The organism is Halomonas sp. KHS3 (assembly GCF_000830495.1).
GTDB classification, from domain to species: domain Bacteria; phylum Pseudomonadota; class Gammaproteobacteria; order Pseudomonadales; family Halomonadaceae; genus Vreelandella; species Vreelandella titanicae.
In genome coordinates, this window is record NZ_JWHY01000016.1 from 1 (window position 1) to 26,768 (window position 26,768).

General features: G+C 53.8%; 30 protein-coding genes. 15 read left to right on the forward strand and 15 right to left on the reverse strand.

Going from position 1 to position 26,768, the window contains the following annotated elements:
* Window positions 1-66, forward strand: a 66-nt coding sequence (locus tag RO22_RS25410; RefSeq protein ID WP_411906771.1) for an IS3 family transposase, incomplete at its 5' end; no start/stop codon positions are given.
* 77 nt (window positions 67-143) lie between these two features.
* Here the strand turns inward: RO22_RS25410 and smrA are convergent.
* Window positions 144-734 (reverse strand): DNA endonuclease SmrA, encoded by a 591-nt coding sequence (gene smrA / locus RO22_RS22755; RefSeq protein ID WP_027959436.1) that lies wholly within the window; start codon window positions 732-734, stop codon window positions 144-146.
* A 218-nt stretch (window positions 735-952) separates the two neighbouring features.
* On the opposite strand from smrA, the gene RO22_RS22760 reads away from it, so the two are divergent.
* From RO22_RS22760 to RO22_RS22770, 3 genes are all read left to right on the forward strand, one after another.
* Entirely contained in the window at window positions 953-1,423 is a 471-nt protein-coding gene (locus RO22_RS22760; protein WP_041159505.1) for a gamma-glutamylcyclotransferase family protein, read from the forward strand.
* Window positions 1,424-1,508: 85 nt separating this feature from the next.
* Window positions 1,509-2,132 carry an NAD(P)H:quinone oxidoreductase gene (gene wrbA, locus RO22_RS22765; RefSeq protein WP_041159472.1) on the forward strand — a complete coding sequence of 208 codons (624 nt, stop codon included), beginning with the start codon at window positions 1,509-1,511 and terminating at the stop codon, window positions 2,130-2,132.
* Entirely contained in the window at window positions 2,129-2,518 is a 390-nt protein-coding gene (locus RO22_RS22770; RefSeq protein ID WP_041159473.1) for a DUF2069 domain-containing protein, read from the forward strand. Before wrbA ends, RO22_RS22770 begins: the two co-directional genes overlap by 4 nt.
* An 8-nt stretch (window positions 2,519-2,526) precedes the next feature.
* Here the strand turns inward: RO22_RS22770 and RO22_RS22775 are convergent, their stop codons facing one another.
* Window positions 2,527-3,213 (reverse strand): cytochrome b/b6 domain-containing protein, encoded by a 687-nt coding sequence (locus RO22_RS22775; protein WP_041159474.1) that lies wholly within the window; start codon window positions 3,211-3,213, stop codon window positions 2,527-2,529.
* 235 nt (window positions 3,214-3,448) lie between these two features.
* Between RO22_RS22775 and pdxH the strand changes: the two genes are divergently transcribed.
* Window positions 3,449-4,093 carry a pyridoxamine 5'-phosphate oxidase gene (gene pdxH / locus RO22_RS22780; RefSeq protein WP_009287866.1) on the forward strand — a complete coding sequence of 215 codons (645 nt, stop codon included), beginning with the start codon at window positions 3,449-3,451 and terminating at the stop codon, window positions 4,091-4,093.
* A gap of 74 nt (window positions 4,094-4,167) precedes the next feature.
* Here pdxH and RO22_RS22785 read toward each other — a convergent pair whose 3' ends face one another.
* Window positions 4,168-6,915 (reverse strand): bifunctional acetate--CoA ligase family protein/GNAT family N-acetyltransferase, encoded by a 2,748-nt coding sequence (locus RO22_RS22785; protein ID WP_022523453.1) that lies wholly within the window; start codon window positions 6,913-6,915, stop codon window positions 4,168-4,170.
* Window positions 6,916-7,018: 103 nt separating this feature from the next.
* Between RO22_RS22785 and RO22_RS22790 the strand changes: the two genes are divergently transcribed.
* Window positions 7,019-7,960, forward strand: a complete 942-nt coding sequence (locus RO22_RS22790; protein WP_009287865.1) for a histone deacetylase family protein — start codon at window positions 7,019-7,021, stop codon at window positions 7,958-7,960.
* A gap of 122 nt (window positions 7,961-8,082) precedes the next feature.
* Window positions 8,083-8,715 carry a helix-turn-helix domain-containing protein gene (locus tag RO22_RS22795; protein ID WP_009287864.1) on the forward strand — a complete coding sequence of 211 codons (633 nt, stop codon included), beginning with the start codon at window positions 8,083-8,085 and terminating at the stop codon, window positions 8,713-8,715.
* Between the two features lie 33 nt (window positions 8,716-8,748).
* Here the strand turns inward: RO22_RS22795 and RO22_RS22800 are convergent, their stop codons facing one another.
* The 7 genes from RO22_RS22800 to RO22_RS22825 form a co-directional block, all read right to left on the reverse strand.
* Window positions 8,749-9,099 (reverse strand): TusE/DsrC/DsvC family sulfur relay protein, encoded by a 351-nt coding sequence (locus RO22_RS22800; RefSeq protein ID WP_041159475.1) that lies wholly within the window; start codon window positions 9,097-9,099, stop codon window positions 8,749-8,751.
* 2 nt (window positions 9,100-9,101) lie between these two features.
* Window positions 9,102-9,392: a sulfurtransferase complex subunit TusB gene (tusB, locus tag RO22_RS22805; RefSeq protein ID WP_041159476.1), complete on the reverse strand. Its 291-nt coding sequence runs from the start codon at window positions 9,390-9,392 to the stop codon at window positions 9,102-9,104.
* Window positions 9,393-9,408: 16 nt separating this feature from the next.
* On the reverse strand, window positions 9,409-9,774 hold the full coding sequence (gene tusC / locus RO22_RS22810) for a sulfurtransferase complex subunit TusC (RefSeq protein ID WP_041159477.1): 366 nt from the start codon (window positions 9,772-9,774) through the stop codon (window positions 9,409-9,411).
* A gap of 10 nt (window positions 9,775-9,784) precedes the next feature.
* Window positions 9,785-10,174, reverse strand: a complete 390-nt coding sequence (gene tusD / locus RO22_RS22815; RefSeq protein ID WP_041159506.1) for a sulfurtransferase complex subunit TusD — start codon at window positions 10,172-10,174, stop codon at window positions 9,785-9,787.
* An 84-nt stretch (window positions 10,175-10,258) separates the two neighbouring features.
* A complete protein-coding gene (locus tag RO22_RS22820; protein WP_022523447.1) occupies window positions 10,259-10,939 on the reverse strand; it encodes a Bax inhibitor-1/YccA family protein in 681 nt (226 codons plus the stop codon).
* Between the two features lie 304 nt (window positions 10,940-11,243).
* On the reverse strand, window positions 11,244-11,414 hold the full coding sequence (locus RO22_RS24805) for a hypothetical protein (protein ID WP_022523446.1): 171 nt from the start codon (window positions 11,412-11,414) through the stop codon (window positions 11,244-11,246).
* A 142-nt stretch (window positions 11,415-11,556) separates the two neighbouring features.
* A complete protein-coding gene (locus RO22_RS22825; RefSeq protein WP_027959445.1) occupies window positions 11,557-11,739 on the reverse strand; it encodes a hypothetical protein in 183 nt (60 codons plus the stop codon).
* A 133-nt stretch (window positions 11,740-11,872) separates the two neighbouring features.
* On the opposite strand from RO22_RS22825, the gene RO22_RS24725 reads away from it, so the two are divergent.
* From RO22_RS24725 to RO22_RS22835, 4 genes are all read left to right on the forward strand, one after another.
* Window positions 11,873-12,043 (forward strand): hypothetical protein, encoded by a 171-nt coding sequence (locus RO22_RS24725; protein ID WP_161793664.1) that lies wholly within the window; start codon window positions 11,873-11,875, stop codon window positions 12,041-12,043.
* 50 nt (window positions 12,044-12,093) lie between these two features.
* On the forward strand, window positions 12,094-12,420 hold the full coding sequence (locus RO22_RS22830) for a hypothetical protein (RefSeq protein WP_152618933.1): 327 nt from the start codon (window positions 12,094-12,096) through the stop codon (window positions 12,418-12,420).
* Window positions 12,417-12,560 (forward strand): hypothetical protein, encoded by a 144-nt coding sequence (locus RO22_RS24755; protein WP_155705851.1) that lies wholly within the window; start codon window positions 12,417-12,419, stop codon window positions 12,558-12,560. Before RO22_RS22830 ends, RO22_RS24755 begins: the two co-directional genes overlap by 4 nt.
* Before the next feature lie 218 nt (window positions 12,561-12,778).
* Window positions 12,779-13,840 (forward strand): ion channel, encoded by a 1,062-nt coding sequence (locus RO22_RS22835; RefSeq protein WP_041159479.1) that lies wholly within the window; start codon window positions 12,779-12,781, stop codon window positions 13,838-13,840.
* 99 nt (window positions 13,841-13,939) lie between these two features.
* Here RO22_RS22835 and RO22_RS22840 read toward each other — a convergent pair whose 3' ends face one another.
* The 3 genes from RO22_RS22840 to RO22_RS22850 all read right to left on the reverse strand — a co-directional run bounded on the left by RO22_RS22840 (window position 13,940) and on the right by RO22_RS22850 (window position 18,846).
* A complete protein-coding gene (locus tag RO22_RS22840) occupies window positions 13,940-14,845 on the reverse strand; it encodes an alpha/beta hydrolase family esterase (protein WP_041159480.1) in 906 nt (301 codons plus the stop codon).
* 297 nt (window positions 14,846-15,142) lie between these two features.
* A complete protein-coding gene (locus RO22_RS22845; RefSeq protein ID WP_041159481.1) occupies window positions 15,143-16,765 on the reverse strand; it encodes a BCCT family transporter in 1,623 nt (540 codons plus the stop codon).
* A 131-nt stretch (window positions 16,766-16,896) separates the two neighbouring features.
* Window positions 16,897-18,846, reverse strand: a complete 1,950-nt coding sequence (locus tag RO22_RS22850) for a winged helix-turn-helix domain-containing protein (protein WP_041159482.1) — start codon at window positions 18,844-18,846, stop codon at window positions 16,897-16,899.
* Window positions 18,847-19,068: 222 nt separating this feature from the next.
* Here RO22_RS22850 and RO22_RS22855 point away from each other — a divergent pair, with 222 nt between their 5' ends.
* Window positions 19,069-19,674 (forward strand): DUF1326 domain-containing protein, encoded by a 606-nt coding sequence (locus RO22_RS22855; RefSeq protein ID WP_041159483.1) that lies wholly within the window; start codon window positions 19,069-19,071, stop codon window positions 19,672-19,674.
* Window positions 19,675-19,699: 25 nt separating this feature from the next.
* Window positions 19,700-20,461 (forward strand): DUF2182 domain-containing protein, encoded by a 762-nt coding sequence (locus RO22_RS22860; RefSeq protein ID WP_052475750.1) that lies wholly within the window; start codon window positions 19,700-19,702, stop codon window positions 20,459-20,461.
* Between the two features lie 139 nt (window positions 20,462-20,600).
* Here RO22_RS22860 and RO22_RS22865 read toward each other — a convergent pair whose 3' ends face one another.
* Both RO22_RS22865 and RO22_RS22870 read right to left on the reverse strand, forming a co-directional pair.
* Window positions 20,601-21,848 (reverse strand): carboxylate--amine ligase, encoded by a 1,248-nt coding sequence (locus tag RO22_RS22865; protein WP_343123214.1) that lies wholly within the window; start codon window positions 21,846-21,848, stop codon window positions 20,601-20,603.
* Window positions 21,849-22,218: 370 nt separating this feature from the next.
* Window positions 22,219-23,340, reverse strand: a complete 1,122-nt coding sequence (locus RO22_RS22870) for an endonuclease/exonuclease/phosphatase family protein (RefSeq protein WP_041159485.1) — start codon at window positions 23,338-23,340, stop codon at window positions 22,219-22,221.
* Window positions 23,341-23,595: 255 nt separating this feature from the next.
* Between RO22_RS22870 and RO22_RS22875 the strand changes: the two genes are divergently transcribed.
* Together RO22_RS22875 and RO22_RS22880 are read left to right on the forward strand one after the other, a co-directional pair.
* Complete coding sequence (locus RO22_RS22875; RefSeq protein ID WP_052475751.1) at window positions 23,596-25,353, forward strand: ATP-binding protein; 1,758 nt, start codon at window positions 23,596-23,598, stop codon at window positions 25,351-25,353.
* Complete coding sequence (locus RO22_RS22880) at window positions 25,350-26,732, forward strand: sigma-54-dependent transcriptional regulator (RefSeq protein ID WP_081742516.1); 1,383 nt, start codon at window positions 25,350-25,352, stop codon at window positions 26,730-26,732. The genes RO22_RS22875 and RO22_RS22880 overlap by 4 nt, the downstream gene beginning before the upstream one ends.
* Window positions 26,733-26,768: the final 36 nt, after the last annotated feature.

Below are 26,768 nucleotides of genomic sequence, written 5' to 3' on the forward strand. Positions count from 1 at the left end.
CGGATTAAGACCAAATTAAAAGGCCTGAGTCCGGTGCAGTACCGAAATCAGGCCTTGGCTGCTTAGTTTTTCACTGTCCAAGTTTATGGGGTCAGTTCATTCGGCTGCCCTTTTTATTTGTGACTGGCTCTATTATTAAACCGTCACCCCCGCCGCTTCTGCTGGCGCTCACGGTTATTGGCTTTGGCGCGATCGCTTTTACGTAGCATTACCCAGGTCGCGCCCAACCCACCTTCCGAAGGCTGTGCGGAGACGTACGCCTGCACTTCCTCAAACTGGCATAGCCACTTGGCCAAGTATGAACGCAGTACGTTGGCGGGGCTATCAATCTCTCGCCCGCGGCCATGCACGATCATAACGGAGCGTAAATCGTGGGCGTAGGCTTCTTGAATAAAGGGAAACAGCATACGGCGACACTCTGTTAATGGGCGCCGAAGCAAGTGGAGCTGCGACTGAACGCTATAGCCCCCGTGCTTTAATTTATCGACTACACCCTGCTGAATGCCCTCGCGGCGATACTCCATGGGATCAAAGGGGGGCAGCAGATCGACAAAGTCGTCGGACAGAAAGTTGCGTGCCCCCATCTCTTCCTCTGCCCACTCCCGCCGAGCCAACTGGGATTCTGAGGGGCTTTTGCGATTAGCGCCTGGGTCAGCACGATTTCTCGGTGGCAAAGGTTTCACATCACCTACGAGAGCACGAAAATCCAGATCATCACGAAGCGGCTGATTCATTGCAGGCTCCTACGGCAGGTTCTAATGAGCACCTATTTTACATGCAGGCTTTACCAACATAGCCTAGCAAACCTGGGTAGTTTGCTTAAGCAGATTCATACAGTCGATAACATAGAACTTGTCATCCTCTGCCTGTAGCGACAAGCTAAACGTCCGTTTTTTTTATCGCCCCATTCATATTCTCATCCTACATTGCGAGGCGCCCTGGTGTGATTAAAATGGTTTGGCTAAAACGCCTTTTGATTTTAAGCGGTGTGGGGCTCCTTAGCTTAGCCGGGTGGCTCTGGTTAACCATGCTGAGCCCGTGGTTTTATGACCGACCTGACGATCTTCCTACTATCGAACAGCGAACCCATCAGGTCTTTGTGTATGGCACGCTACGCTATGCCCCCGTTCGCTTAGTGGTCATGGGAAGTTTCGGTGCCCCTAAAGATGCGGTGCTAGCGGGGTACCAACGCAACGGTCTCGACCTTTCACCCCAGCCGGGGAGCAACGTTAAGGGCCTACTGTTACGAGTGGATGCCGACGAGCTGTCTCGTCTTGATCGCTACGAACGACTGGGGATTCGTTACGAGCGCAGGACAATAACCCTCGACGATGGTACCCGGGCCTGGGTCTACCTGCGTTTACCTGAGCAACAAAATACGTTTGTACAGCACGCGGACTTCCCGTTCGCTCTGATACCATAGACACCATGCTGTGCCCTATTTTGCAAAACCCTCATGCAAAGCCCTATTGCCAGGACAGCTTTTATGAACCCATTCAGGAATAGTGATGAGTGAAATGACACCGTACGTTTTGGTTCTGTACTACTCGCGCTCTGGCGCGACCGCCACCATGGCGCAGCAGGTTGCGGCTGGTGTAGAAAGCGTGCCGGGTATTCAAGCGCGTTTACGCACAGTGGCGCCGGTTTCAACGACCTGTGAAGCCATTGAGCCAGAAATTCCTGCAGAGGGCGCTGTTTATGTTGAGCTAGACGACCTGCGCAACTGCAGCGGGTTAGCACTGGGTAGCCCCACCCGGTTTGGCAACATGGCCGCTCCGCTTAAGTATTTTATCGACTCCACCAGCAGCCTGTGGATGAACGGTGCCTTGATCGACAAACCCGCCAGTGCCTTCACTTCGACCTCCAGCCTCCACGGTGGGCAAGAGAGCACCCTGCTCACTATGCTGGTGCCGCTACTGCATCATGGCATGGTCTACGCAGGGGTTCCTTATAGTGAAACCACCTTGCTGGAAACGCGTACTGGTGGCACGCCCTATGGTGCAAGCCACTTAGCAGGAACGCGCAGTAACCGCTCTGTTGATGAGCACGAACGCGCGCTGTGTGTTGCCCAGGGCAAACGACTGGCACGACTCGCTCTAGCGCTGCACGCCATGCGTCAGGAGGCATTATGAGGCAGTGGCTGGAGGATGTAGAAGCACGCCATGGGCTTGATAAACTGACCCTTCGAAGCCGACAGGTGGTATTAGCCAGCTTTGCTCTTCTGCTGGTACTGGTTATTTACCGTGGCTTTTTACTCCAAGACGACGATTTTAACTGGCGGCCGGTGGTTGCGTTTGTGCTGCCCCTGGTACTGTTTTTACCCTCCATCATTGGTAAACGTGCTCGAGGCCACGCCTGGCTCGCCTTTGTTAGCCTGCTCTACTTCACGCAAGGTGTGATGTTGGTCACTTTGCCTGGGCAGGGCTTGCGTGGAGTGGTCGAGGCGGTTGTCGCACTGGTGCTATTTACCGGCTGTATGGGCTATGCGCGCTTTCGCAGTCGACAGCTGAATCAATAAACACCGCTTTAAAACCAGAGCCATAGTACGGTGCCCGCTGCAATCAATAGCGCACTCAGCGCACGTAAGCGCAGCGTGGCAGCCTGCAGTCGCTCCTTACGCGCATCGACAGGCTGCTGGCGAAAGCGCTTGGTACCTACCAGCATTGCTGCTACTAGCGGTTCACCTAGCAGCCGATGTGCGATCAAGCCAGCCAGGTGCAGCCCAATTAGAATGATGAGCAAATCACTGTTGAGCTGATGCAGTGTTCTCAACTGGTTGCCTACTGCTTCGCCAAATACGCCATAGAGCGGCGCCTGAAAAAAGATATCGTCACTTAAAAACAGCCCGCTCACGGCTTGAAAACTAAGCGAAAGAAGCATTAACAGCACCATCCAGCCGCCTAGTGGGTTATGGCTGGCATAAGCGCTGGGTTGGCGCTTAAAAAATGACTTGGCGTAGGCGACTGTTTTCGCGGGTGGATATAAAAACGTTTTAAATCTCGCATACACGCTGCCCAAGGCACCCCACAGCCATCGGAAAACGAGTAGACCGATTATCAGGTAGCCCGCCTGGGCATGCACTTCAATTGGAAATAGGAAAGGCGCTCCGCTAGTCTTGGTGGTATAAAATGAAATCAACACCGCCGCCACTAACCCCCAGTGAAACAGGCGAAGCCAGCCATCCCATACCTCAATCGCTACCTTGTCGCGCATAACATGTCCTCTCTCAGCAGTGATGAGCCCCCAGTGGTGAGATAGCTTCGCATTAATTGAGCCTTTCTCATAGAATGCGAGACAGTTAGCCGCAATCGTCAGTCGTAACGATTAGTCGCAACACCGCCGAAAATATAAGCAGTGAGTCAACGCATTAAACATCCATTGATGTCGGTCACTTGAGCTTTAAAGACAGACCGGCGAACATGGATGAAACTCCAGGGAGAAGTATTCGATGACACGTAACATAGCCGATATCAGGCGTGATTATGAAGGCGGCAGGCTTGATGAGTCCCAGACACCCGACGATCCATTCGTGCTATTCGATGAGTGGTTTAGCCTTGCCCTGGAAAAAGAGGGCAAAGATGGCAACGCCATGACACTAGCCACCGTAGATAGCCAAGGCCGCCCTCACGCGCGGGTGGTGCTGTTAAAGGGATTTGATGAGCGCGGCATGGTTTTTTACACCAATTACCATAGTCATAAGGGGAGCGAACTGAGCAATGTGCCCTTCGCGGCCATGACCTTCTGGTGGCCTTCGCTTTCACGGCAGGTACGTATAGAAGGCCCCGTTGAGCAGGTTTCAGCCGATGAGTCTGATGAGTACTTTGCCAGCCGACCACGGGGTAGCCAATTGGGCGCATGGATTGCGACTCAAAGTGTGGTGATTCCCGACCGTAACTGGATCGAAGAGCGCCAAAAGCGCTTTGAGCAAGCCTATGATGGCCAGGATATTCCCCGCCCGATCCACTGGGGTGGGTATCGTGTTACGCCGGAAATGATCGAGTTTTGGCAGGGTCAGCCTAGCCGCCTCCATGACCGCCTACGCTTTGAGCGTCGTGACGGCGGTGAATGGGGCCGTTTCCGCATGGCGCCATAACGTCAGCAACAAGTTCACAATTTAGGCCTGCGTTTTATACGCAGGTCTTATCGTTTTTAAAGCTTTTCAAATGCCTAATCTGGTAGGCTCTCAAGGCGGTGCCGCTGCCATTCACTTTCGGGTTCGTTGAGGCGTAACACCGCATCAATCACCTGCTCTTCCATGTTATAGCGGCATTTAAAGCCTAAGTGCTTCATCAGCGCCCGCATTGGATGGTTATCGACCATAATTTTGCCGACCATTTCCAGAGTGCCGATGTTCGTGCAGTAATCGATCATCTTCTTCATTAGCAGGCTGCCAATGCCCAGCCCTTGAAGGTCATCACGAATAATGACCGAGAACTCGGTACGAATATTGTCCGGGTCATTCCATACCCGCACCACCCCAAGCATCTCTTTGCTGCCCTCATCGCCTAAATATTCCGCGATAAACGCCATCTGACGGTCGTAATTGATATGCGACAGGATCGACAGGTCGCGCTGGGTTAAATTGGACTTATTATGGAAATAGCGGAAACGGATGCTCTCTTCTGAGAGCTGGCGATGGAAGGTGGTAATCAAATGGGCATCTTCGGCACGAATAGGCCTTACCTCGACCTGCCAGCCGTTTTTCAGCGTCACCCATTCACGCAGCTCTTCAGGGTACGGCATGATCGCAAAGCGCGATGGCGAACCAAGATCCAAGGCGAAATCGACGGCGACCATACCGTCACGATTCAGCAGCAGAGGATTTACTTCCAGACCCCGTAGATCGCTTAGATCGGAGGCCATTTGCGATAGTTTGACCAGCATTTGGCATAAATGCTGAATGTCACGCTCTGGGTCGGCGGAGTGTTCACGAATTAATGAGGCGGCGTGGGTTCTCCCTACCACATCGGCAGCCAGGCTCATATTGAGCGGCGGCAGCGCGACCTGGCGGTCAGCCAGCACGTTGACCTTATAACCACCGATGCCAAAGACGATAAGTGGGCCGAACACCGGATCACGGGTAATGCCCGCGCAAATCTGCATCGAGTGCTTGCCACGCTGCATGGGCTGTAAACAGTACTCGCGGATCGCATACTCGGGAAATTTTTCAGCGACTTTTTCACCTAGCTGGCGAACGCCTTCCGCTACCTGTTCGGGCGTATCCAAATCCTGTAGCAAGCCTGCTGAAATTTTATGCGGGTGCTTGCGGTAGCGATAAGGGCGACAGTTGCCTTCATGAACCACTTTCAGCGCTTTGGTGCCAGGTATCTCTGCAGCGCGAGCAAGCGCCTCATCGGGGTTGGCCAAATACACGCTGGGTGCCGTGGGGATACCATAGGCCTCGAGCACTTGGGCGGTTTCAGAGTGGGTCAAGGTTTGCCTGCCCTGCTCTTTTGCCTGCTTAATCAGTGTACGGCACTGGGCGCGTATTTCTGGACTGGTGGAAAATGGCAGGCTGGGGGGGATCTCTTGCAGCAGCGCTTGAACGCGCTGATAAATCACCATATGCATAAACGCCTTAACGGCCTTTTCGGGTGAAATATAGGTTGGAATCCCGGCTAAATTACAGATATGGCGCGCATTAAGCGCCTCTTTTAAGCCCATCCAGCTGGTGAGCAGGTTGCGGCGAAATTTCTTGCGGTTATCGATCAGCGCCTGGGCAGTCACCAGCGATGGCGCCATCCGGGTGGGTGCGTGCACCACCAGTACAGCATCCACGTTGGCGTCAGCAGCGACAATCTCCAGCGCTTGGACAAACCGCTCGGGCGAGGCGTTGCCGCCCAGATCCACCGGGTTCTCGCCCGGCTTGCTCATATCGACCTCGCTACGGTGCAGCGCTGCCTGGGTTTCGTCGCTAAATTCAGCCAATTTACCGCCCGCGCTAATCAGCTTATCGATCGCCAGCATGGCGGGCCCTAAACCGTTAGAGACAATGGCCAGACGATCGCCCTTCAGGGGTTTCATGCGCGACAGGGTTTCCAGCGCATCAAGCAGCTCATCGGAATCATTTACCCGCACCACCCCTGCCCGAGCAAAAGCGGCATCAAACACCACGTCACGGTTAGCAATCCCAGGCGTGGGTGACATGCCGGATATATCCGATTCTGGGGTGCGGCCGCTTTTTATTGCCAGTACCAGACGATTACGTGATGCATCACGCACGGCGGTCATAAAGTGCTGGGCGTCGCTGATTCGCTCAAGGTGCAGCATAATGGCCTGAGCGGGCGAGAATTGATTAACGTAATCGATCAGGTCTGGCAATAGCACATCGACACTGTCGCCAACGGTTATCAAGTGCGAAAAGCCCACATCACGCCCGGCGGCCCAATCAATCATCGCATTGGCCAGCATGCCGGACTGGCCCAGGTAAGCGACGCGGCCCGCTTTCACCGGCTGACTGGCGTAAGAGGCGTTAAGCTTTTTGCCCGGTACAATTAGCCCCATGCACTCGGGGCCGAGTACACGAATACCCGAGACGCGTGCCGCACTCAACATTCGTTCGCGAATGGAACCCTGATTGCCTTTATCTCGATCCAGGTAAGCCCCGCCAGAGAGCACCAGGGCCGCTTTGACACCGTATTGCCCAAGCTTTTTAATCAGGCTAGGCACACCTTCAATCGGCGAGCAGACCACGGCTAAGTCGGGCACTTCGGGTAGCTCGCTTACGCGGCTGACGCACGGCACACCGAAGACTTGAGAGTAGCCTTTTAGATTGACTGCCCAGAGCGGCCCTTTGAAGCCACCCTCCTGAATATTTCTCAGCACTAGACCGCCCAACGACGCGGGTTTTTCAGAGGCGCCAAACACCGCTAGTGTGCGAGGTTCGAAAAAATGGTGTAAAAAGCGCGTACTCAAAATGCGTCTCCCCTGACATGAATCGCGGCTGTACGACTTATTGACACTGTCGCCCAGACCCTGAAGGCGATTAAGGTGGCATCAATGATAATGGAGCGTTGGAATGATTACCGCCTACCTTACCCACCCAGACTGCTCATTGCACCACATGGGGCCGGAGCATCCTGAAAGCCCTCAGCGTCTGGAGGCTATTCGCGCTCGCCTATCGCTTGTTGGGTTATTACAGCAAACCATGCAGGCCGATGCCAAGGCAGCCTGCGAGGAGTCTCTTGCCAGAGTACACCCCTTGCGCCATTTGCGCTCCCTAGAGAAGTGCTTGCCCACCGAAGGCATCGTTACGCTAGATAGCGATACCATGATGAATCCTGACAGCTTACAAGCCGCACGGGTTGCAGCGGGAGCGGTTATTCGTGGGGTAGATCAGGTATTTAAGCGTCAGGCGGATAACGTTTTTTGTGCGGTTAGACCACCAGGCCACCATGCGGAAGCCAGCGATGCGATGGGATTCTGTTTTTACAATAATATCGCCGTGGGGGCGGCCCATGCGCGAGCCAAATATGGTGCCAAGCGTATCGCTATACTGGATTTTGATGTTCACCAGTGCAATGGCACCATCGATATCTTTAAAAATGATCCTGAGATACTGATCTGCACCAGCTTCCAGTATCCGTTTTACCCCTGGCGTTATTTGCGCAGCGAGTGGCAAAACGTTGTGAATACCCCGCTTGAAGTGGGCACCGATGGCCCAGAGTTCCGGCGCATCATCGAAAACCACTGGCTACCTGCCCTGCACGCCTTTAAACCTGACTTGGTGATGCTCTCCGCGGGTTTCGACGCTCACCGTGATGACCCCATGGGGGATATCTGTTTAGAGGATGAAGACTTCTACTGGATTACCCATCTAGCCATGGAGATCGCCACCCTGTATGCCGATAATCGCATTGTATCGGTGCTTGAAGGCGGCTATAACCCGAAGTCGCTGGCAAGTGGCGTTGAGGCACATCTAAAAGCGCTGTTGGGGCTGCCGTTTGCTGAAGTGCCCTAAGCAAGCGTCAGCGCTCTTGCTTCTGCCAGCCGTTCTTAGCCGCTTCTTTGCTGTGATATGATGTTCGTTTACGCGCGCCTATAGACACGCACCGTTAGACAACGCAGCCAATGTGACGACCTATGACCGCTACGACTGAAGAGCATGCCGCGCTGCGTATTGCATCGGGAAGCAAACCCTTTGTTGAGCCGTTGCGTTTAGGCGAGCGGCTCAAACAAATTCGTCTCGCTAATCAGTGGACGTTGGAAGAGGTTAGCCAGCGCACTGGGCTGGCCCGCTCAACGCTGTCTAAAATTGAGAACGATCAAGTCTCCCCCACCTTTAGCGTGGTGCAAAAACTCACTACCGGGCTCAACATCGACTTGCCTCAATTGCTCACGCCCCCCAAGCGGGAACGTTATACCATGGGGCGGCGCGATCTAACTCGTAAAGGCAAAGGGCAACTGCACCCCACGCCCACGTACGAGCACGAATTATTGGGCCATCAACTCGCCCAAAAACGTATGATTCCCTTCAAAACCATCGTACGTGCACGCAGCTTTGACGAGTATCACCAGTGGGTACGCCATGATGGCGAAGAGTTTTTGATGGTGCTGCATGGCGATATTATGCTCTACACCGAATTTTACGCCCCATTAGTGCTAGCTGAGGGCGACAGCATCTATTTTGATAGTGATATGGGCCATGCACTGGTATCCACTAGTCCAGACGATGCCGTTGTCTTGTCGGTCTGTACGCGCGGTGATGTGGCCTAAGCTATTCGAGAACCAGCGAGCCATTTACACGGGTTATAGGCAGTTGGTAGGCTTCGGCAAACCGGCCAAGCGGGCAATTCGCTTTGCCGGGCTGCCGGGGAAAAGCTGCATCAGGTAAATGGAACGCCCTTTCTCTTCACCCAGTGCGTTTTTGGTTGCTTTCACAAGCGGTCGCATCGCCGGAGCCATTTCGTAACGCTGATAAAATGCCCGCACTACTTCGATGACTTCCCAGTGTTCAGCGGTAAGCGTTAAACCCTCTTCTTCAGCCATTAAATGAGCAACGGATTCGTCCCACTCTGACTGGTTAACTAGATACCCTTCTGGGTCTAGCGGATATCTTTTTTGCGAATCAAGATAACGGTATACTTTTGTCTCTGACATACTTAGTACCAGGTGACTGTCTTTTCATACTGCTCGGTGAGCGCCACAAAGCCATCCATCTCTAGTGTGGGCAGCTCATTATCCGTGGCAATGCTGGCAAGCCCGCGGCTTATAAGGTCTTCCGATAGAAGGAATATGCGCGACTGACACTGCTGCCATGCCTGCCAGGAGGGATCAAGGGCAGCTGTTACCGCTTCTTCGATCAGCAGCACGGCATCCTGCCCCCCTATCGCTTGCTGCATTTGAGTAGCGACAATGCTATCAGGCGCTTTGGTGAGGATGTGTAAGATCATAATTCTCTCACTAGGCCTAAAAGTTAAGTATCTGGGTGTGCTGCTGTAACAGCCCTGGTATTTCCTGATCCGCTATCAGGGTGATGCCCTCTACCAGTGAATCGGCGGATAGATGCATCCCTTGCAGCGCTTCTTCGGTCACCCAAAGCTTGTCAATATCATACATTTCCAACATATCAATGGTGGGCAGCGTGGCTTTTTGCCCCGGCGCACCACTGCCCTGTTCTTTCAGCAGTGCCATTATACCCTGCCCCATAAACAGCAAATGCACGGGTTGTCCAAAGGCCGCCGCCACCAGTGCGGCATCTAACCCTTCACGTAACCAGTTTGAGCTGTGGGGCGCGTGGCGAATTATCACTAATAGTGCATCAGGTGTCGCCATTGGCTCTCCTCTAAGCAAAGGTAATCAGGCGATCAGCGCGTTGCTGTAGCTCAAGCAGTTGCCCTAGCCCTGTCAACTCGAAAGGAGGTGCTACATTAAAGACCTGCTTGCCATGTCGCTGTGCTTCCGATTCGCTCATCAAACCTCGTCGCAACGCAGCGGCAATACAGACATCTAACTGAATCGCATGCTGCTGATGCAGTTCAATCCAGGCTTCTCTGAGGTTGAGTTCATCCTGGGGAGGAGCCATCAGCGATGATGCATTATGAACGCCGTCGTGATAGAAAAAAACACCGGCAATCTGATGCCCTCGCGCTAGAACGGCATGGGCAAAACGCAATGCAGAGTGCGGTGCTGGGCTGCTATACGGCGCCCCCATCACCAATAAGCCGTACTGCATCATGATAATACCTGGTAACGGTTACCCTAAAAAAAGACAGGCCCTAGCAATAGGGCCTGTCATATCGTCTATCGCTTGCTTAGATCAATCGCTGCTCATAATACCCAAAATCGACAACAGGCTAACAAAAAGGTTGTAGATGGATACGTAGAGCGTCACCGTAGCGAGAATGTAGTTCGTTTCACCTGCGCGATGAATGATCTCGCTGGTTTGATACAGAATGGCTGCTGAAGCAAACAGCACAAAGCCAGCTGACACCATCAATGAAAGCGCCGGGATGTTAAAGAAGAACCCAGCCACCATGGCCAGAATCAACACGATGGCGCCCGCCATCAAGAAGTTGCTCAAAAAGCTAAAGTCTTTCTTGGTGGTAAGCGCTACCGCGGAAAGACCAACAAACGTCAGACCGGTCATGGCCAACGCGTTCATAATCAACGCACCGCCATTAGGCAGGGTCAGGTAGGCAGAAAGAATCGGCCCAAGCGTGAACCCCATAAAGCCGGTAAAGGCGAACGTTGCTAATAAGCCGGCCGCAGAATTTGCGGTTTTATGTACCAGGAACATTAAGCCGTAGGCACCAACCAAGAACACGAAGATGTTCATTTGTTGGATGCCGAGGGCTACAGCAGCACCCGCGGTGACTGCTGAGAACAGCAGCGTCATTGCCAGTAGCGCGTAGGTGTTACGCAATACCTTGTTAGTGCTAACACTATTGGCAACGCCACTCGACTGAGGACGTGCCGTACGTAAATCGTTGTAAGCCATGTGTTCATGCTCCCTAATGGTATTTCCAACAACTGACAAGCATGCCGTTACCGAGTTCCAGACGCAAGCCTTTGTCTGTCTCGAGAACACCCCTTCACCAATGGTGATTCAACGTTGAAACCGCTTTGTAAGCGTTGTCTATGCTGGTTAAGCACTTCGTTTAGACACCAAAATGATGAAAAAATTCTACTTACTGATCGTTCAAACCGCCCCTTTGGCGACGCCCAGCGCCGCCAAAGGGTTGCTAGCAAGGCTAGGTTATAGCTTCACCGGCTTCAAAAACCGGATCGAGGGTAACCACAGCTTAGCTTTGCACCTCTTCTTCGTCTTCTTTTTCATCTTTATGTGGCGTAACGGAGGTCACAGCCGTTTGACGCGCATCTTGAGGAGAGTTATAGATACGAGCATCAATCACATGCAGTACCGCCAATTGCGCAAACAATACCGCAAAACAGACGATCAAACCTTTTAACATGGCGGCATATCCAGGGATGGTGGGACTAACATCCGCATATTAGCCGATCGCTAGCCAAACACAATCTATTTTGTGCGCCTGAAAACACCCTGTTTGAAAGCGTTGAATAGCGCGCAAAGCAGCTGTTCAGAACACGCCGCGGCTACTCCTTAACGGATACTTTGCGCAGATCCTCAACCATTACCCCCTCGGGTAAATCTGATTCCTCCGCGGGCAGCCATACGGGAGAGAGAGCGCTATCTTCCCGGCCATCTTCATACTGATGACCGGGAATGCGGTAAACGATCTGACTGTGGTGGTGATCCCATGCAAATACACGATCCATATGCTTATCCTAAAAAATAAAACTTCAGCTATGACATTCAGGTTAAGCACGATGTTCCCTCGCATTACATCGACACATGCAACGCCTATAAGGTTAAATGTCGAATGGATTATTTGCTGACAAGGAGTCATCAATGAAAGCACTCATCGCCCTTTGCCAGGTTACCTTTATACTTGCAGGCTGCAGTTCAGGCCCCACTTCATCAAGAACCGCAGACTGTCGCCAACTGGCAGAGAAGGCTGGCGACACCATGGTCTACGGTGACTGCATACGCGGCACCCAAGTGAATAAGGCAGGATCTTAATACCACATTATTTTCACGTTGATTTTGCTGGATTAATGGCAGGTGATGGCTTGAAAGAATCTCATGGCGGTAAAGACCCACAAGAGGCCCTGCGTGCCAGGCTAACGAAAAGCTTACAAGAACGCAGGGCCTCGGCCCATCGCCGTAGAATCGGCGCCCGAGCGACTCGTCAACAGTTTTTAGAGGCGACTCGCAACGTTGGGGTCATTGTGGTCGCTACTTGCTTCACTGCTGGCTGGGTAGTCACTAACCCCAGCCTGAATACCGATAACGTTTGGCTCGGTGTGGGGCTAGGTATAATCTTGATCTTTGTAGGGTCTTTCGGCTATGGTTACGTTGAGCGTGATAAAACCTCAGATGAGGATGATAAGCCATGAATGAACTTATCCTTGCTGGCATGTTGATGAGCCTAGTGGTCGTGTCAGGTGGCATGGTATGGAGCCAGCACCGAGAACACCACGGTAAAAAATCGCTAACCGATAGCGCATTTTCCTGGATTGCCAAACACTTTGCTTAATAAATCCAGTTAGCAAATATGAAAGGGTCGCGAATAGCGGCCCTTTTGTTTATTACGAGTACGCTAGCAGGCGCGTATTGTTTCGCTTCAACAGCTCATTTTTATTTTAAAGGTGATGATAGGGCCAGCGACAGCGAAGGAACCGGGTCACTCTTTTATCATCACTCAATTCCCATGCCGAAAACTGGGCTGACACACCATCACCGTAAGAGACCACCATGCCTGTTATTCAGCGACTGCTCCGCGTTCTTAAAGCCTCTACGCTACAAATTTCGTGGACATTCCTGCTTCTTATTGTGCTCGCCCATATGGGCACCACCTGGATGCTTTTCTCACTGGTCGGCGAATCGCTGGCCGACTCCGCTACCAACTGGGTTTATTTTTATGTCGTTGTTTCTAGCACCGTAGGTTTCGGTGATTTCAGCCCGACAACCGTGGCCGGGAAGTGGATCGCTACGATCTATCTCATTCCAGGTGGCATTTCGCTGTTCGCTGCCTTGATCGGTAAAGCCACCGTCACACTTTCAAATTTTTGGAGATTGCAGATGCAAGGTAAAGGCGATTTCAGCCACTTGTCCGGTCACACCCTTGTCATTGGCTGGCACGGCGAAACTACCGAGCGCATTTTGGACATTCTTAAAGCTGATAAGGGCCTGCCGGATGAAGTCGTGCTCTGCGTTACCAAGGAGATGAGCAACCCACGCCCTGCGGATTTGAAGTTTATTAAAGGGGAAAGTTTCTCCAATGCCGAGCTTCTCAAGCGAGCGGGTGTCGAAAGCGCCAGCCGCATCATCATTTACGACACCAGCGATGATCGAGTGGCCACTGTCGCGCTGAGTGCCTACAGTCTTAAAGCAAAAAACGCCCATATCGTCGCCCACTGCGCCAATCCCGACACCGCAGCGATGTTACGGCGCACTTTGCCCGGCATCGAATGCACCCAGGCCTTAGCGTTGGAAATGCTGGTACGCTCAGCCTCTGATGCGGGAATTTCGCGAGTCGTTAACGAACTACTCGCGGTTGATCGTGGCGCTACCCAGTACCAAACCAAGTTAAGCCAACCGCCTGCCGGCGCCACCTTTGGCGATCTATTTATGCAAGCAAAAAAGGTTTATAACGCCACCGTACTGGGGCTCGCCAATAGCAGTGGCGACGGCGAAGGTAATATGCTCAATCCCGCCAACAACCGCCCACTCAAAGATGGTGACATACTCTACTACATGGCTGATAGACGCCTTTCTCAGCAGCAACTGAGCGAGCTTCTCAGCGTGGAAAGTTAACGAGGTGGGTTTGTTCTTGTGATAGTTCTGATATAGCGCTTGGGTTTAGAGGCGGCGGTAAAAAGCGGTAGCGGCGAGGCACACCCGGCTAACGCTCTCCTACTCCGTAAGCCCCCAAAAATGCGCTATATGCCGAGTCGACGAAATGCCGACTTCCAGCATATACTTATCTGCTTCTCCGAGGCCTTCGTCGCCTCCGGCCATGATTGGCGTTCCGTGGCCCATCCCCTCGATGATGTACTCCTCGATCACTTCCTGCCTATCCGCATTGCACCAGACCTGGCGGGGAAAACCGGCCACTTGCTCTACCCGTGTCGGTGGCCCTTCAACTTTGTGGATCTGCTGCCACTGCCGAACAATAGAATCGGCGTTGGCGTTATCAACGGTCGAGTCGCTGCCCCCATGCCAGACTGAAATTGTTGGCCAAGGGCCGTCGAAAGTTGAAGCGCCACGCACAAGCGCGTCAAGCCGGTGGTCCGATGGGCCGCCATACCCCTTCATGCGAACCATCGCCTCTATCAGGTTGTCCGCGCTACGATAGGGAAGACCAGCGATGATCGCACCTCCTGCAAACACCTCTGGATAAGTCGCCAGCATCACCGATGTCATGGCACCACCTGAAGACATGCCGGTGACAAACACCCGCGTGGAATCGATGGCGTGATCATCAACAACCTGCTTGATCATATGACGAATAGAGAGTGGTTCACCGCCGCCTCGACGGCTATCGCCAGACTTGAACCAGTTGAAGCTGCTAATAGGGTTATTGGTTTTTCTTTGCTTTGGATACAGCAGTGCTATGCCGCTCTCATCGGCAAGAGTCGACCAACCTGACCCGCGGTCATAACCCTCCGCCGACTGGGTGCTGCCGTGAAGCACGACGACGAGCGGCCCATTCTTGGGGAAGTTCTTCGGTATATAGGTGTCCGCATGCAGCGACCCGGGGTCAGCCCCAAATTGTTGCAAGTTGGTCAGACGATCATGGCTATTTGAAGATGTCGGCATATAACCTCCTTGTACAGGTTAGCTCTAAGCTGGGGGTAGCAATCCACTCGCAAAAAGACAGCATTAGAGCTACCCCTGCTGCCAAAGGACAAAGAGCGGGGCGAAGAATGAGTTATAACCGAACAATTTATTTCAGGGAGGGACGCTGCCTCCCTTGCAGCGCATCGCGCAACATCCTTGTTTAGGCATATCCTTTGCCTCGCTTGCTTTAATGATGAGCCTTAAAGCGCACATTTACCGTGCGCTAACGAACATAGCAGTGAGGATTTTCAGGTATGCAGACTAGAAAGCGTTCATCTACTCATCCGGCGCTAACTCCTCACGTCTGGGCGGGCGCCCCACCTGCACTTCGCTAAGATCTTCTTGGGACAGGCCGCGGTATAACGCAAACATCATTGCAAACACCAAAATGAACATCGGTAGGCCAACAACGGTAATCACCTCCTGCAAAGCAGTAAGCCCGGCCTCGCCAGCAAGCACAATCAGCATCGCTGCCAGCATACCCTCCGAAACACCCCAGAAAACACGCTGATGCCATGGTCCGGGATCCGCACTGCCGGTACACAGCATATCGACAACCAGGGACGCAGAGTCTGATGACGTGGCAAAGAAGATCGCAACGATCACAACAGCCAAGCCCTGGATTAACGTAGCGGCCGGGAAGCTCTCGAAGAATGCGAACATAGCGAGGGGGATGCTTTCACCTACGGCGGCAGACAAGATACCTGCCTGCTCTCCCAGTGCTTCTCGAGCATCGGGCCCAATCCCGTCGATCTCCATTGCCGACCAACCAAAAATTGCAAACCAAACCAGTGTGAAGATAGAGGGGGCAAAAAGCACACCAAGGACGAATTCGCGGATTGTGCGCCCGCGTGAAATTCGCGCCACAAAGATCCCGATGAAAGGCGACCACGTCACTGTCCAGGCCCAATAGAATACCGTCCAGCTACCCTGCCACCCCCAGGCGCCGCCATCCCTGGAATAGCTTGCCAGCGTGTCATTCCAGAAAGCCATGGGCAGCAGGTTCGTTATGTAGAGACCAAAGGTTTCGACCACAGCGCGCAAAAGGAAAACGGTCGACCCGGTAAAGAGTACAAACAACAACAGGCCGACGGCCATGGCGATATTGATATTAGAAAGCCGTTTCACGCCTGAATCCAGCCCCGCCACAATCGATCCCACAGCGACAGCCGTCAGCATGGCAATGATGAACACCTTGGTGATAACGGCATCTGGAATACCAAACAACTCCGTTAGCCCCGCATTGATCTGTTGGGTGCCCAGGCCAATAGAGACCGCTACGCCAAACAGGGTGCCAAGTATGGCGAAGACATCCAGAGATTTGCCGAGAGGGCCATAAATGCGCTCGCCTAACAGCGGATAGAATACTGAACTAAAACGCATCGGCAGATTATAGCGATAAATAAAGTAAGCAAAAGCCAGTCCGGGCATAGCGAAAATCGCCCAGGTATGTAGCCCCAGATGGTAGATCGAAAAACTCATGGCATCGTCGGCGGCTTCCACAGAGAAAGGCACAACATCCGGCCTGGGTGGATTAGAAAAGTGGGAAATGGGTTCGGCCACGCCCCAGAACATCAGCACCGTTCCGATGCCGCCTGCGAACAGCATGGTGAACCAGGAGATATTATTGTAGGCAGGTTTTGCATCATTGCCCCCCAAGCGGATCGCCCCGAACCGGCTAAGCGCCACCCACAGCAGAAACGCTACCCAACTCGTCACCCCTAAAATAAAAAACCAGCCAAGATTGGTAACAATCCATTCCCGCCCGGCACCAAAGGCTGCCCCGATGGGGCCCGGCGCAATCAGTAGCACCACAAGAAAAAGGATCATGATCCCTGCGGACGTGAAAAAAATGATGGGATCCGTCTTGAGGCCCAGTTTTCTCGCTAGTGCATCCATTATTATTCCTCCCGTGTCTTTCCACCAACATAGGAGTCATTGACCGATAACGCCAAGGGGCCAGCAAACCGTGATATTTTCCCAGGAGAAACTACGTATGAATAACCACTTACCTGATAGACGATAATCGATTATCTCAGCCGATAACCCACTCCAGTCAACGTCTCTATCCGCGCAGACTGGCTGCCAAGTTTGCGGCGCAAGGTGCGTACAATGGCATCAACCACATTGCTGCCTCCTTGATATCGGGTACCCCAGACATGCTGCAACAGCTCACGACGGGACACTGCCTTACCCTGGTGTTCGACCAAATAGCGCATGACACCGAACTCAAGGGGCGTCAGCGCAACGAAGCCTTCCGCCAACATCAGTTGCCGGGCTTCGACATCTAACAAGGCAGGATCACGCTTTATGCCCAGCTCGGCCGCGGCAAGCTCCGCCAGCCAGCCATCCACAGATGCCGGCCCGAAATCGAGCACCGCACTCGGATAGCAAACGCCATCCAGCTCCACCTCCCATCCGCCAAGGACTTCAAACCCCAGCCGCTGCGCCACTTGCCGGTAAGCGCCAAGATCGGTCGCCGTAAGATAGACCCGCCGCAGCCCAGGGCGCAGCTCCATATAGCTGCGCTTAAGATCCAGCCAGATAGCCGCCTGTATTTCACTGGGTGAATCGCCTTCCTTGAGACTTAGCCAGCGGCGACAAAATAACGCCACCTCGCCCGACCGCATAGGCGACTGTTCAAGATGGGAATACCACTGGGCGGTCACCGGGTCATTGAGCAACCAACTGGGTTCAACCTGGTCGGAGCGCAGTTTGCAATACAGTCCTTCTACTTCCCCGGTCACGCCCCGCACGATGGAAAACGCCTGGGGCATACGCCGCCACCATTGCAGCAGAAGCTCGCTGGCCTGACGGCCATCACGGGCGCGGACAATCCCGGTAAGGGCTTCATCGTCTTGAGGCTGTGCCGCTTCCACGCTGTGAAGCGTCGTCACGGTGGGGAAAAATGCCTCACGCACCACGGGGTTTTCAATCAGGTAGAGCATGTCCGCCGTATAGCGCCAGAGATCGTCGCTGGCCGCGAATTGCGACTCGCTGACCAGCTGTCGCCAGGCCGACCGACGATAGTCCAGGTAGCGGCTAGGGTCGCTGGCATGCAGGGAACGGGCAAGCGGATCACGCACGGCCTCATGAATAATCAGCCCGTCATGCATGCCATCCACAAAGGGCAACCTGCGCAGCCGCTCGTAGGCATCCTGGGGATCGAGTTCCGGAAACAATGCCTGTAACAGAGAGACCGTCACCCGGCGTAGCACCACGGCGCCCTCCAGCACATGTCGGCTCGCCGAATCTTCCACATCGGCAAGAAACATCCGACTCAGCTCATCAACCGCGTGCTGTAGCACCGTCTCTTGCGGCCACGAACGGGCGTGGTTTTCCCGGCTGGCGGTGGCCGCCAGTTTCAGCGCCAGCGGATGACCATGGGCGGCCCGGATCAGGGATGCCGCATCTTCCTCCTGTATGCCATGCAAATTAAGGAGCACTTGAGCCTCCGTCGGGCTCAACGGCTGTACCGGCACACTCTGAACCAGGCGCCCCCAGTCCGGCGCCGCAAACCAGACATCCAGAGGGCGTTGGCGACTGAAAAAGACGATGCGTACGTTATCCGGCAACAACGGGACAAATATCTGACGCAGCCAGGTATCGAGCAGCCTGAACACTTCGTAGGTGTCCAGCGCGAGCAGAACCGTGGGGCCCAGCAGGCCCAATCGCTCCACCAGCGTATCCACCCCCGGTCCACCATCCCCAATGGCGACACCTAGCGCATGTAAAAATCCAGGTTCGGTGGGCTCTATGTGGCGACAGTCCAGTCGGATGACGCTAGCACCTGCGTCCTCCGCCTCGGCCGCCAATATGTCCAGCAGCGCCGTCTTACCAATGCCGGTAATACCGTAGACATGCGCCACCCGAGGCCCTGCCGTCGCAAGCACACCGCGAAGAGTATCAAGCTCACTAGTGCGGCCAACGAAACCCTGATAGGCCCGGTTGGTCGTCAAATCCGACGTCCATTGCCACATGGCTGGTTTCTCTACGTGTCAGGCTTAGCTGATACCTGAGTTCAGCATAGCTACAAATAACCACCCGACACAGTAGTTGCGCGCCGAACGATGACACTCAGATGCAATTCTCACGTAATTCTCATCAGTTCCTCACATCCCGCGAGCGATTCAGCGCTATAACAAGAGATACCCAAAAAGAAATATCACAAAAGCCATCCAACGACGTTAGGAGGAGACGACATGAATCCCCAATGGAGCCTGAAAGGCGACTACCTCGAAAGCTGCAATTGCAAAGGTGCCTGCCCGTGTATCTACCTCGGCAGCCCTACCGAGGGTGAATGTACCGCCCTGGTGGGCTGGCACATTACCCAAGGCCAGTTCGAGGCAGTGGATCTCGACGATAGGAATGTGGCTATCGCCCTGCACTCCCCCGGCCCCATGGCCGAGGGAAACTGGAAAGTCGTGCTGTATATCGACCAGCGGGCAGACGAGGCCCAACAGGAAGCGCTAAGCCGCATATTCGGCGGCCAGGCCGGTGGCCACCCGGAGCTGTTGGCCACCTTTATCGGCGAGGTGCTCGCGGTAGAACACCTTCCCATCCAGTTTGAAGTGGAAAAGGGGCATCGACATCTGAAACTTGGCCAATCCGCCAACACGGAAATTACCGCCCTGGAGGGCCAGAACGGCGCTGAGGTGACCATTCATCATCACCCGTTGGCGGTAGCGCCGGGCGAGTCTCTGGTAGTGGCCAAGTCGCAATCGTTGCTGCACCGTGCTTACGGCATCAACATTGATCTTAGCGAACGCAGTGCGTTTTATTCACCCTTCGCTTACAGCGGGTCTTGAGGGGGCATTGGCGATGGAACTGACGATGAGCACTCTCCATGCCCGGGAACGCTTACTGACCTGGTTAGCACTGATAACCGTGGCAATATTGGCGTGGGGTTACCTGCTTATGCACGGCATGCACGCGCAAATGCCGATGAATGGGGAGATGGCCAGCACAGGCGACGACGGCATGAGCGTGCTGGTCACGGCCACTGTGATGTGGAGCGTGATGATGGTGGCCATGATGCTACCCAGCGCTAGCCCCATGCTGCTTACTTTCCTGCGCATCCACCAGCAGCGCGAACGCGAGGCAGGTGCCCGCGCAGCCACCTGGGTTTTCATAGCAGGTTACCTTGCCGTGTGGCTGGCGTTTGCGGGGGCAGCCGCCGTCATGCAATGGGCGTTGCAGCAGAGTGCGCTGTTAAGCTCATCCTTGGGCCACGTGACCCCACTGTTAGGAGGCACCCTGCTGGTAACCGCAGGTGCTTTCCAGTTCAGTGATCTTAAACAGGCCTGCCTGAACAAGTGTCGTTCGCCCTTAAGCTTTCTGATGACCGAATGGCGTGAAGGCAACGGCGGAGCGCTGATCATGGGGCTCCGCCATGGCGCCTACTGCACCGGCTGCTGCTGGGCTTTGATGCTGCTGATGTTCGTTGGCGGCGTCATGAGCCTAGTTTGGATGGCGGGGCTAGCCCTTTATTTTCTAGCAGAGAAGCTACTCCCCCAAGCAGAACGGATTAGCCAAATCAGTGGGTTCCTACTCGCTGGTGTAGGCGTCATCATTTTGCTGTCTGCTGCCTATTAAATCGAATTACCTTGCCTTTTGGTGGGGCCACTCCCGCAGCGTTGGCAAAATAAAGGGCGCCTATATCAATATCGGGATTATGGAGTACTCCTGACACTGATATACGCGCCCATAGCTCAGCGTATTGCGCTATCGAACGTTAGACGTAAAAGTCCAGATCCTCTTGGGCTTTTAGCAGATCGCGCATCTTGATGGGATCGTCGCCAAAGAAGAAGATGAGCCCCCAATGAGTCCCGAAAGCAGACCGGTCAGGCACTGTCTCTTCTGCCGGTGCGACCAGTTCGTGTGACTCGAAGTACGGGTGATTAATCGTCTCTTCAGGCATTTCCAGCTTGCTGACAACACGACGTCGTGGGTATACACCAAAACAACCTGCGTAACCCTTCGCATCGACTACTTCGCGGGGGAAGAACGCCGCTACTTCTTCTTTTGTACTTTTCGGGTCGAACACCAACATTGACGCTTGATAGGCGTTAAAACCGTAGGCTTTTTCGATCAGTTCGAAAGCTTTGAAGCCGGGTGGGCGGTAGGCAACTTCGCCAAAGTACATCTCACCGTCAGCTGTCACGAAGTACTCGGGGTGAATCAAGCCGAACTGGATGTCGAAGGTTTTGATCAACAGCTCGATCTGTTTGGTGATCGCATTGCGCCAGCTCTCAAGCTCCTGGGTAGCAGGCACGAACACCGAGTAGCCTAACGTCACGTATTCCGAAATATTCAGGAACTGAATTTTGCCATCGTGTATCCAGGCTTCAACGGCAAACTCCCAGCCGCTCAAGTGACTCTCCATCAGCAGCGGATACTCCTCATCCGGAATGTTATCAATTTCTTCTAACGTTCGGATCATCCGGTGGCCAAGACAACCGGCTTTATCGAATGCTTTGACGTGTATCGGGTCATCCGGATCACCATCAAGCTTGAGCAGCGTTTGATTGACACGCTTCATAAAGCGGACGATGTCTTCTTTTTCGTGCGCCTCTTCAAATATCCCAACGCGGATACCGCCAAGCTGGGCACGGCGCTTCATCAAGGCCTTATCACGGAATAGAATAGACTGACCAAACATGCGTGGGCTGTCGAGAAGTACGGAGTTGATGGCACCTGACCACTCAACGGTTTCTTCAAACAGTGGGATGGCGACGTCTACGCCTTCAGCTTTCAACTTTTCGGCAATCTCCATGGAACGATCATTCAAGCGAATAAAATCCCAGGAAATGAACGGTATATTGTTCGCAGCACAGAAATCCTCAGCCCATTCGGGAGCAACGACGATATAGCGACGGTCAAACTTTTGCGCCGCCTTAATCGCGTTAATACTCCATCCAAGTAAGGCAATGTAACCTTTGTTCGGATCTTTGGGTGTCTCGGTACCTTTCACCGAGTCCATTTCCGGGTCACGCCAGGCCGCTACTGCTTCGGGTAATTGCTTTTCTGATGTTATCGACATTTGATGTCCTCCTTGCTGGTTAACCCAAATTGACTGGGCTGAAACTGGAGCGCACCAAGTGAGCCAAGCCGCAGTCAGTGGTGTTCAGAAACGATTGAGTAAGCCAGCATTAGGGTTTTTTTAGCGCACCCGTCGTAACTAAGCTAGTCGATACGGTTACAAATGGCAATTAAACTGTAGAGCTTCTGTTGAATAACTGTAGAAGTTATCTCACCGATAGATGGGGATAATTTTTAAAACGCAGTTGATCAACAGCAACCCTATGCATTGAAAAATTCAGAAGGTCGAGCCTTTATTACCGCGTCATCGATTAACCACCATCATGTTCTGCAGCGTCTTCAGCTCCCTCCTCGACCATCTCTTCGGCCTCCTGCTCCTCTTCTGCGGAAGCTTCAGGCCTTCCTTGATCTTTGCGACCAACGGTAAGCGTGGTAGAGAGGCCAAAGTGGTCAGAGCCTTGCACCTTCACTATGTCGATATCAATAAGATGAAAACCGTCAGAAACGAAAAGATGGTCAATTGGGTATCGCCACCATGGGTATTCCGCATGGTAGGTGCTGAGCAATCGCCGGCCACGGCGGGGATCTTTGAGATCACTCAAGTCAGCGAAAAGCTTGGTGGTGTCAGACCACGCAACGTCATTAAAGTCACCGGTGACGATCCAGCGGTTGTCTGGGTCTTTTTCCACATGACGAGCAATAAGCATGAGCTCTGCATCGCGTTCTCGGCTGTCCCGTCGTTCGTCCTCGTTGCTGACGGTTCGTTCCTGCAGACCTGGCGGAACCGGATGGGCGCCAACGAAGCGCACTGGCCCGATGTCTGGCACATCAATCGTTGCGAAAATGGAAGGCCGACGCTCAGAGACCAAATATTCAACCTCCTGCTCCAGCAGCGGAATCCGTGACCATAGCACGATCCCAAGGCCCTCATCGCGCACCTCCCCTACTCTATGGGCGTACTCCTCATCAAGTGGCGCTAGCCCATCAGCCCAAGCGCTATTAACTTCGATTAGCAGTAGTAAATCGGGATCCTCGCGCTGAACCATTGCCACTACCTCAGCGTACTGATCATTTTTGTAGTCAACATTTGCCGTTAGCACTTTTAACGTCGTCTGGTTTTCGCCGGGTTGAACCTCAGCGGTGGGCACCTCGGTCGACCAAACGGATGTAAATGGCAGGATGTGCGTTAAGTGCCACCCTCCCACTGCAAGGATGACCACTCCCCACACGGCGTGCTCTTTTGTTGGGCGCTTTAGCCAAGCGTGCACGCCTAGCAGCAGTAGTGGTAAGACCAACGCGCCCGTTAGCTGCAGTCGTGGAAAATCCCACAGCCTGATCCACCACTGACCGCTGGATATTAATGGCAGCAAGGCCACCACTACCATTAAGAGCACCAACAACCGGATAACCCAGAGAAGGAGTTTTAACAACATGAAACCTCTCAAACGCGACAACGGTAACCAGGAGAATCCCGGTTATACCGGCCTAGATTGCCGCGGATATTGTGACGATTTAAGCATACCCCTCTCTGGATAGCTGCATGCCCTCTGCAAACCGTATCCCGCCATAGTGGCAAAGCGATCATCACATCGATATAGCCCGGAAAAACGCATACCGAAAATGGGACTGATCACGCCCAGGTGATAAGCTCACCAGCCTGCATAGATTCGACCTTTGAGGTAAGCATAGTGACGAGGAAAACCTTGCTACGTGCCCTGGTTCTGCCAACGCTGACAGCGCTGGTGTTTTTGGGTCTGTGGTGGTTATGGTATTGGCAATACAGCCAAGTCCAAGCCGATTCACATCGTCACGCTGAAAATCGCTTGGCGCTCTACACGAGCAGCCTGCAAGGGGCGCTAGAGCGTTTTACCTACCTGCCCGGGCTACTCGCCCAACACCCTTTAATTCATGCAGCGCTTCGCGAACCCAATGATATATTTCTGACGCAGGCTAACCAGCATCTGGCCTTGGTGGCCGAACGCTCCGGCGCCGAAACGATCTTTCTCATGAATGACCAAGGGGTCACGCTGGCCAGCAGCAACTACGAACTCGAGCAAAGCTTCATCGGCCACGATTATCACTTCCGACCCTATTTTTTCGATGCTATGGAGGATGGTAGCGGTGAATTTTTTGCGGTTGGCAGCACTACTGGACAGCCAGGTTACTTCAACTCTTACGCCGTCACTTTTTCAAACACTGCCACCGCAGGAGTGCTTGCGGTCAAGGTCTCTCTGGAGGCGCTCCAGGAAGATTGGCGCCGAGCAAATGAAAACGTCATATTGTCAGATGCCAACGGCGTAGTTATCCTTTCCAGCCGCGAGCAGTGGCGTTTTGGGCACATCGATCAACTTTCTGACGCCGCCTTAGAGCAGATTAATGCCCAACGCCAATTTCTTGATGAACCGCTCCCCCTATTGGGACGCCGCCTTCCTGACGACACCCTGGTAATGGAGGCCCAAGGAGAAGACGAGCGTTTTCTGATCACCTCCTCATCGCTTTCCACGCTTGGCTGGTCGATGCATTACCTGAGCCCAGTGCAGCCGCTTTATACCAGTGCCCGCAACATGCTTTTGGCCGGTCTGATAACACTTTCCGCTTTACTGTTACTCGGCCTGTGGCTACGAGAACGACAAAAACGCCACCGCATGCGCGATGCTCAGGCGCAGATTATCCAGCAAACCAATATACGCCTGGAAGAGCGCGTCCAGGAGCGTACCCGGGCATTGGAAGATGCCCAGACCGAGCTGGTTCAGGCAGGTAAATTGGCCGCCTTGGGCACCATGGCGGCAGGTATCGCCCATGAGCTGAACCAGCCACTGTCCGGCATACGTACCTATGCTGCCAACGGCGAACGGCTGCTGGCGATGGGTCGTCAGGAAATGGCTAGTGATAACTTTCAACGCATTCAGGTATTGAGCAAGCGCCTGGCTCGGCTGATCGAACAACTCAAACTCTTCGCCCGCAAAGGAGGCAGCCTGGAGAGTGTCGATCTTCAAGCCAGCCTAAACTTCGTGCTTGAGCTACTCGAGGAACGCTTTCAGCAACAAAAAGTACGCCTTGAGCGTAACGGCGCCTGGCAGCAGCCACTGCTGGTACGCGGAGATGAAGTCCGCCTTGAGCAGCTACTTACCAATCTGCTTGGGAATGCTTTAGATGCCTTAAACGAAACGCCTGACGGCGTGATTTACCTTCACGCCGAAATAATCCCGACGCAAGTAATTTTGACCATTCATGATAACGGCCCGGGTTTGCCCCCAGAGGTTATCGAGCACATGTTTGACCCTTTCTTCACCACCAAGCCAGTTGGGGAAGGTTTAGGGCTGGGACTGTTTATCAGCTACGGTATTGTTCAGGATCTTGGCGGCAAGCTTAGCGCTGGCAATCAACCTACTGGAGGGGCTTGGTTTCGATTGGCGTTACCGCATGGAGAGGAGACTCCGTCATGACACAACCATCTTCTAACGCCTTCTCTCGCATACCAGCCGCCACGCTATCGGTTTGGTTGGTGGAAGACGAAGCAGATGTACGCGATTCGCTTAGTCAATGGCTGGAAGTATCAGGACTAGCGGTGCGAGCGTTTTCCCGTGCCCGCGAAGCGCTTAAGGCACTTCAAGATGATCAGCAGTGCGGCGTATTGATCAGTGACATCAAGATGCCGGAGATGGATGGCCTGGCCCTGTTTGCCGCTGTGCAAGAACTCGACACGCCGCCGCCTGTGATTCTGATTACGGGCCACGGTGACGTGCCCATGGCGGTGGCCGCAATTCAGCAGGGGGCTTGGGATTTTGTACAAAAGCCCTTCGATCCTGAGCGCTTGGAAGAGTGCGCGCGTCGAGCGCTGGAGCATCGCGCCCTGGCGCTGGAAAATTTGCAGTTGCAGCAGGCTCTGCGGCATAACTATTTGAACACTCGGCTGCTCGGCGACTCTGCGCTGATGCAGGAGCTACGACGCCAAGTGGAAAACCTGGCCGCCAGCCGCGCCAACATAGTTATCAATGGCGAAACTGGTAGCGGCAAAGAGGTCGTGGCCCGAGCTCTCCACGATTTCGGTACCGGCAATCAAGGCGCTTTCGTGGCTTTGAACTGCGGTGCAATGAACAGCGAGTTGATCGAGTCGGAGCTTTTCGGGCATGAGAAAGGCGCCTTTACCGGGGCCGGAGAGCAGCGCATCGGGCGTCTGGAAGCCGCTAGCCACGGCACCCTGTTCCTGGATGAAATTGAGTCACTGCCGCTATCTGCACAGGTCAAGCTGTTGCGTGCGCTACAGGAAGGCGAAATCACTCGTCTGGGTAGCAATCAGGTGATTCACCTGCAGCTTCGCGTCGTGGCGGCAAGTAAAGAAAACTTATTAGAGATGGTCGCTGAGGGCAGTTTTCGAGAGGATCTCTATTATCGCTTGGCGATTGCCGAGCTGGCGATTCCCCCCTTGCGTGAGCGGCGCGAAGATATTCCCTTACTGTTTCGCCACTTCTGTCACCAAGCCGCCGAGGTTCATGAAAGGCCTCTCCTCGAGCCTACAACGGAGCTACTTGCCGCCCTGGGTAATCACCGTTGGCCGGGAAACCTGCGCGAACTGCGCAATATTGCGACACGCTTTATTTTGGGACTGGATCTGCCCTGGCAAACGTCGAGTGTGCCGCTATACCAAGCCAGTGCCCTTTCGGCGCGCATGGAAGCATTCGAAGCCACGGTTCTGAAAGAGTCGCTAAAGCGCCATGCCGGTAATATTCAAGCGGTACTGGAAGAGCTTGACCTGCCCCGCCGCACGCTCAACCAGAAGATGCAGCGCCATCAGTTGCGCCGTGAAGATTTTCTCGTTCCCTAGACATCATTTAGGAAGGCTTTATTCATCGGCCATTTG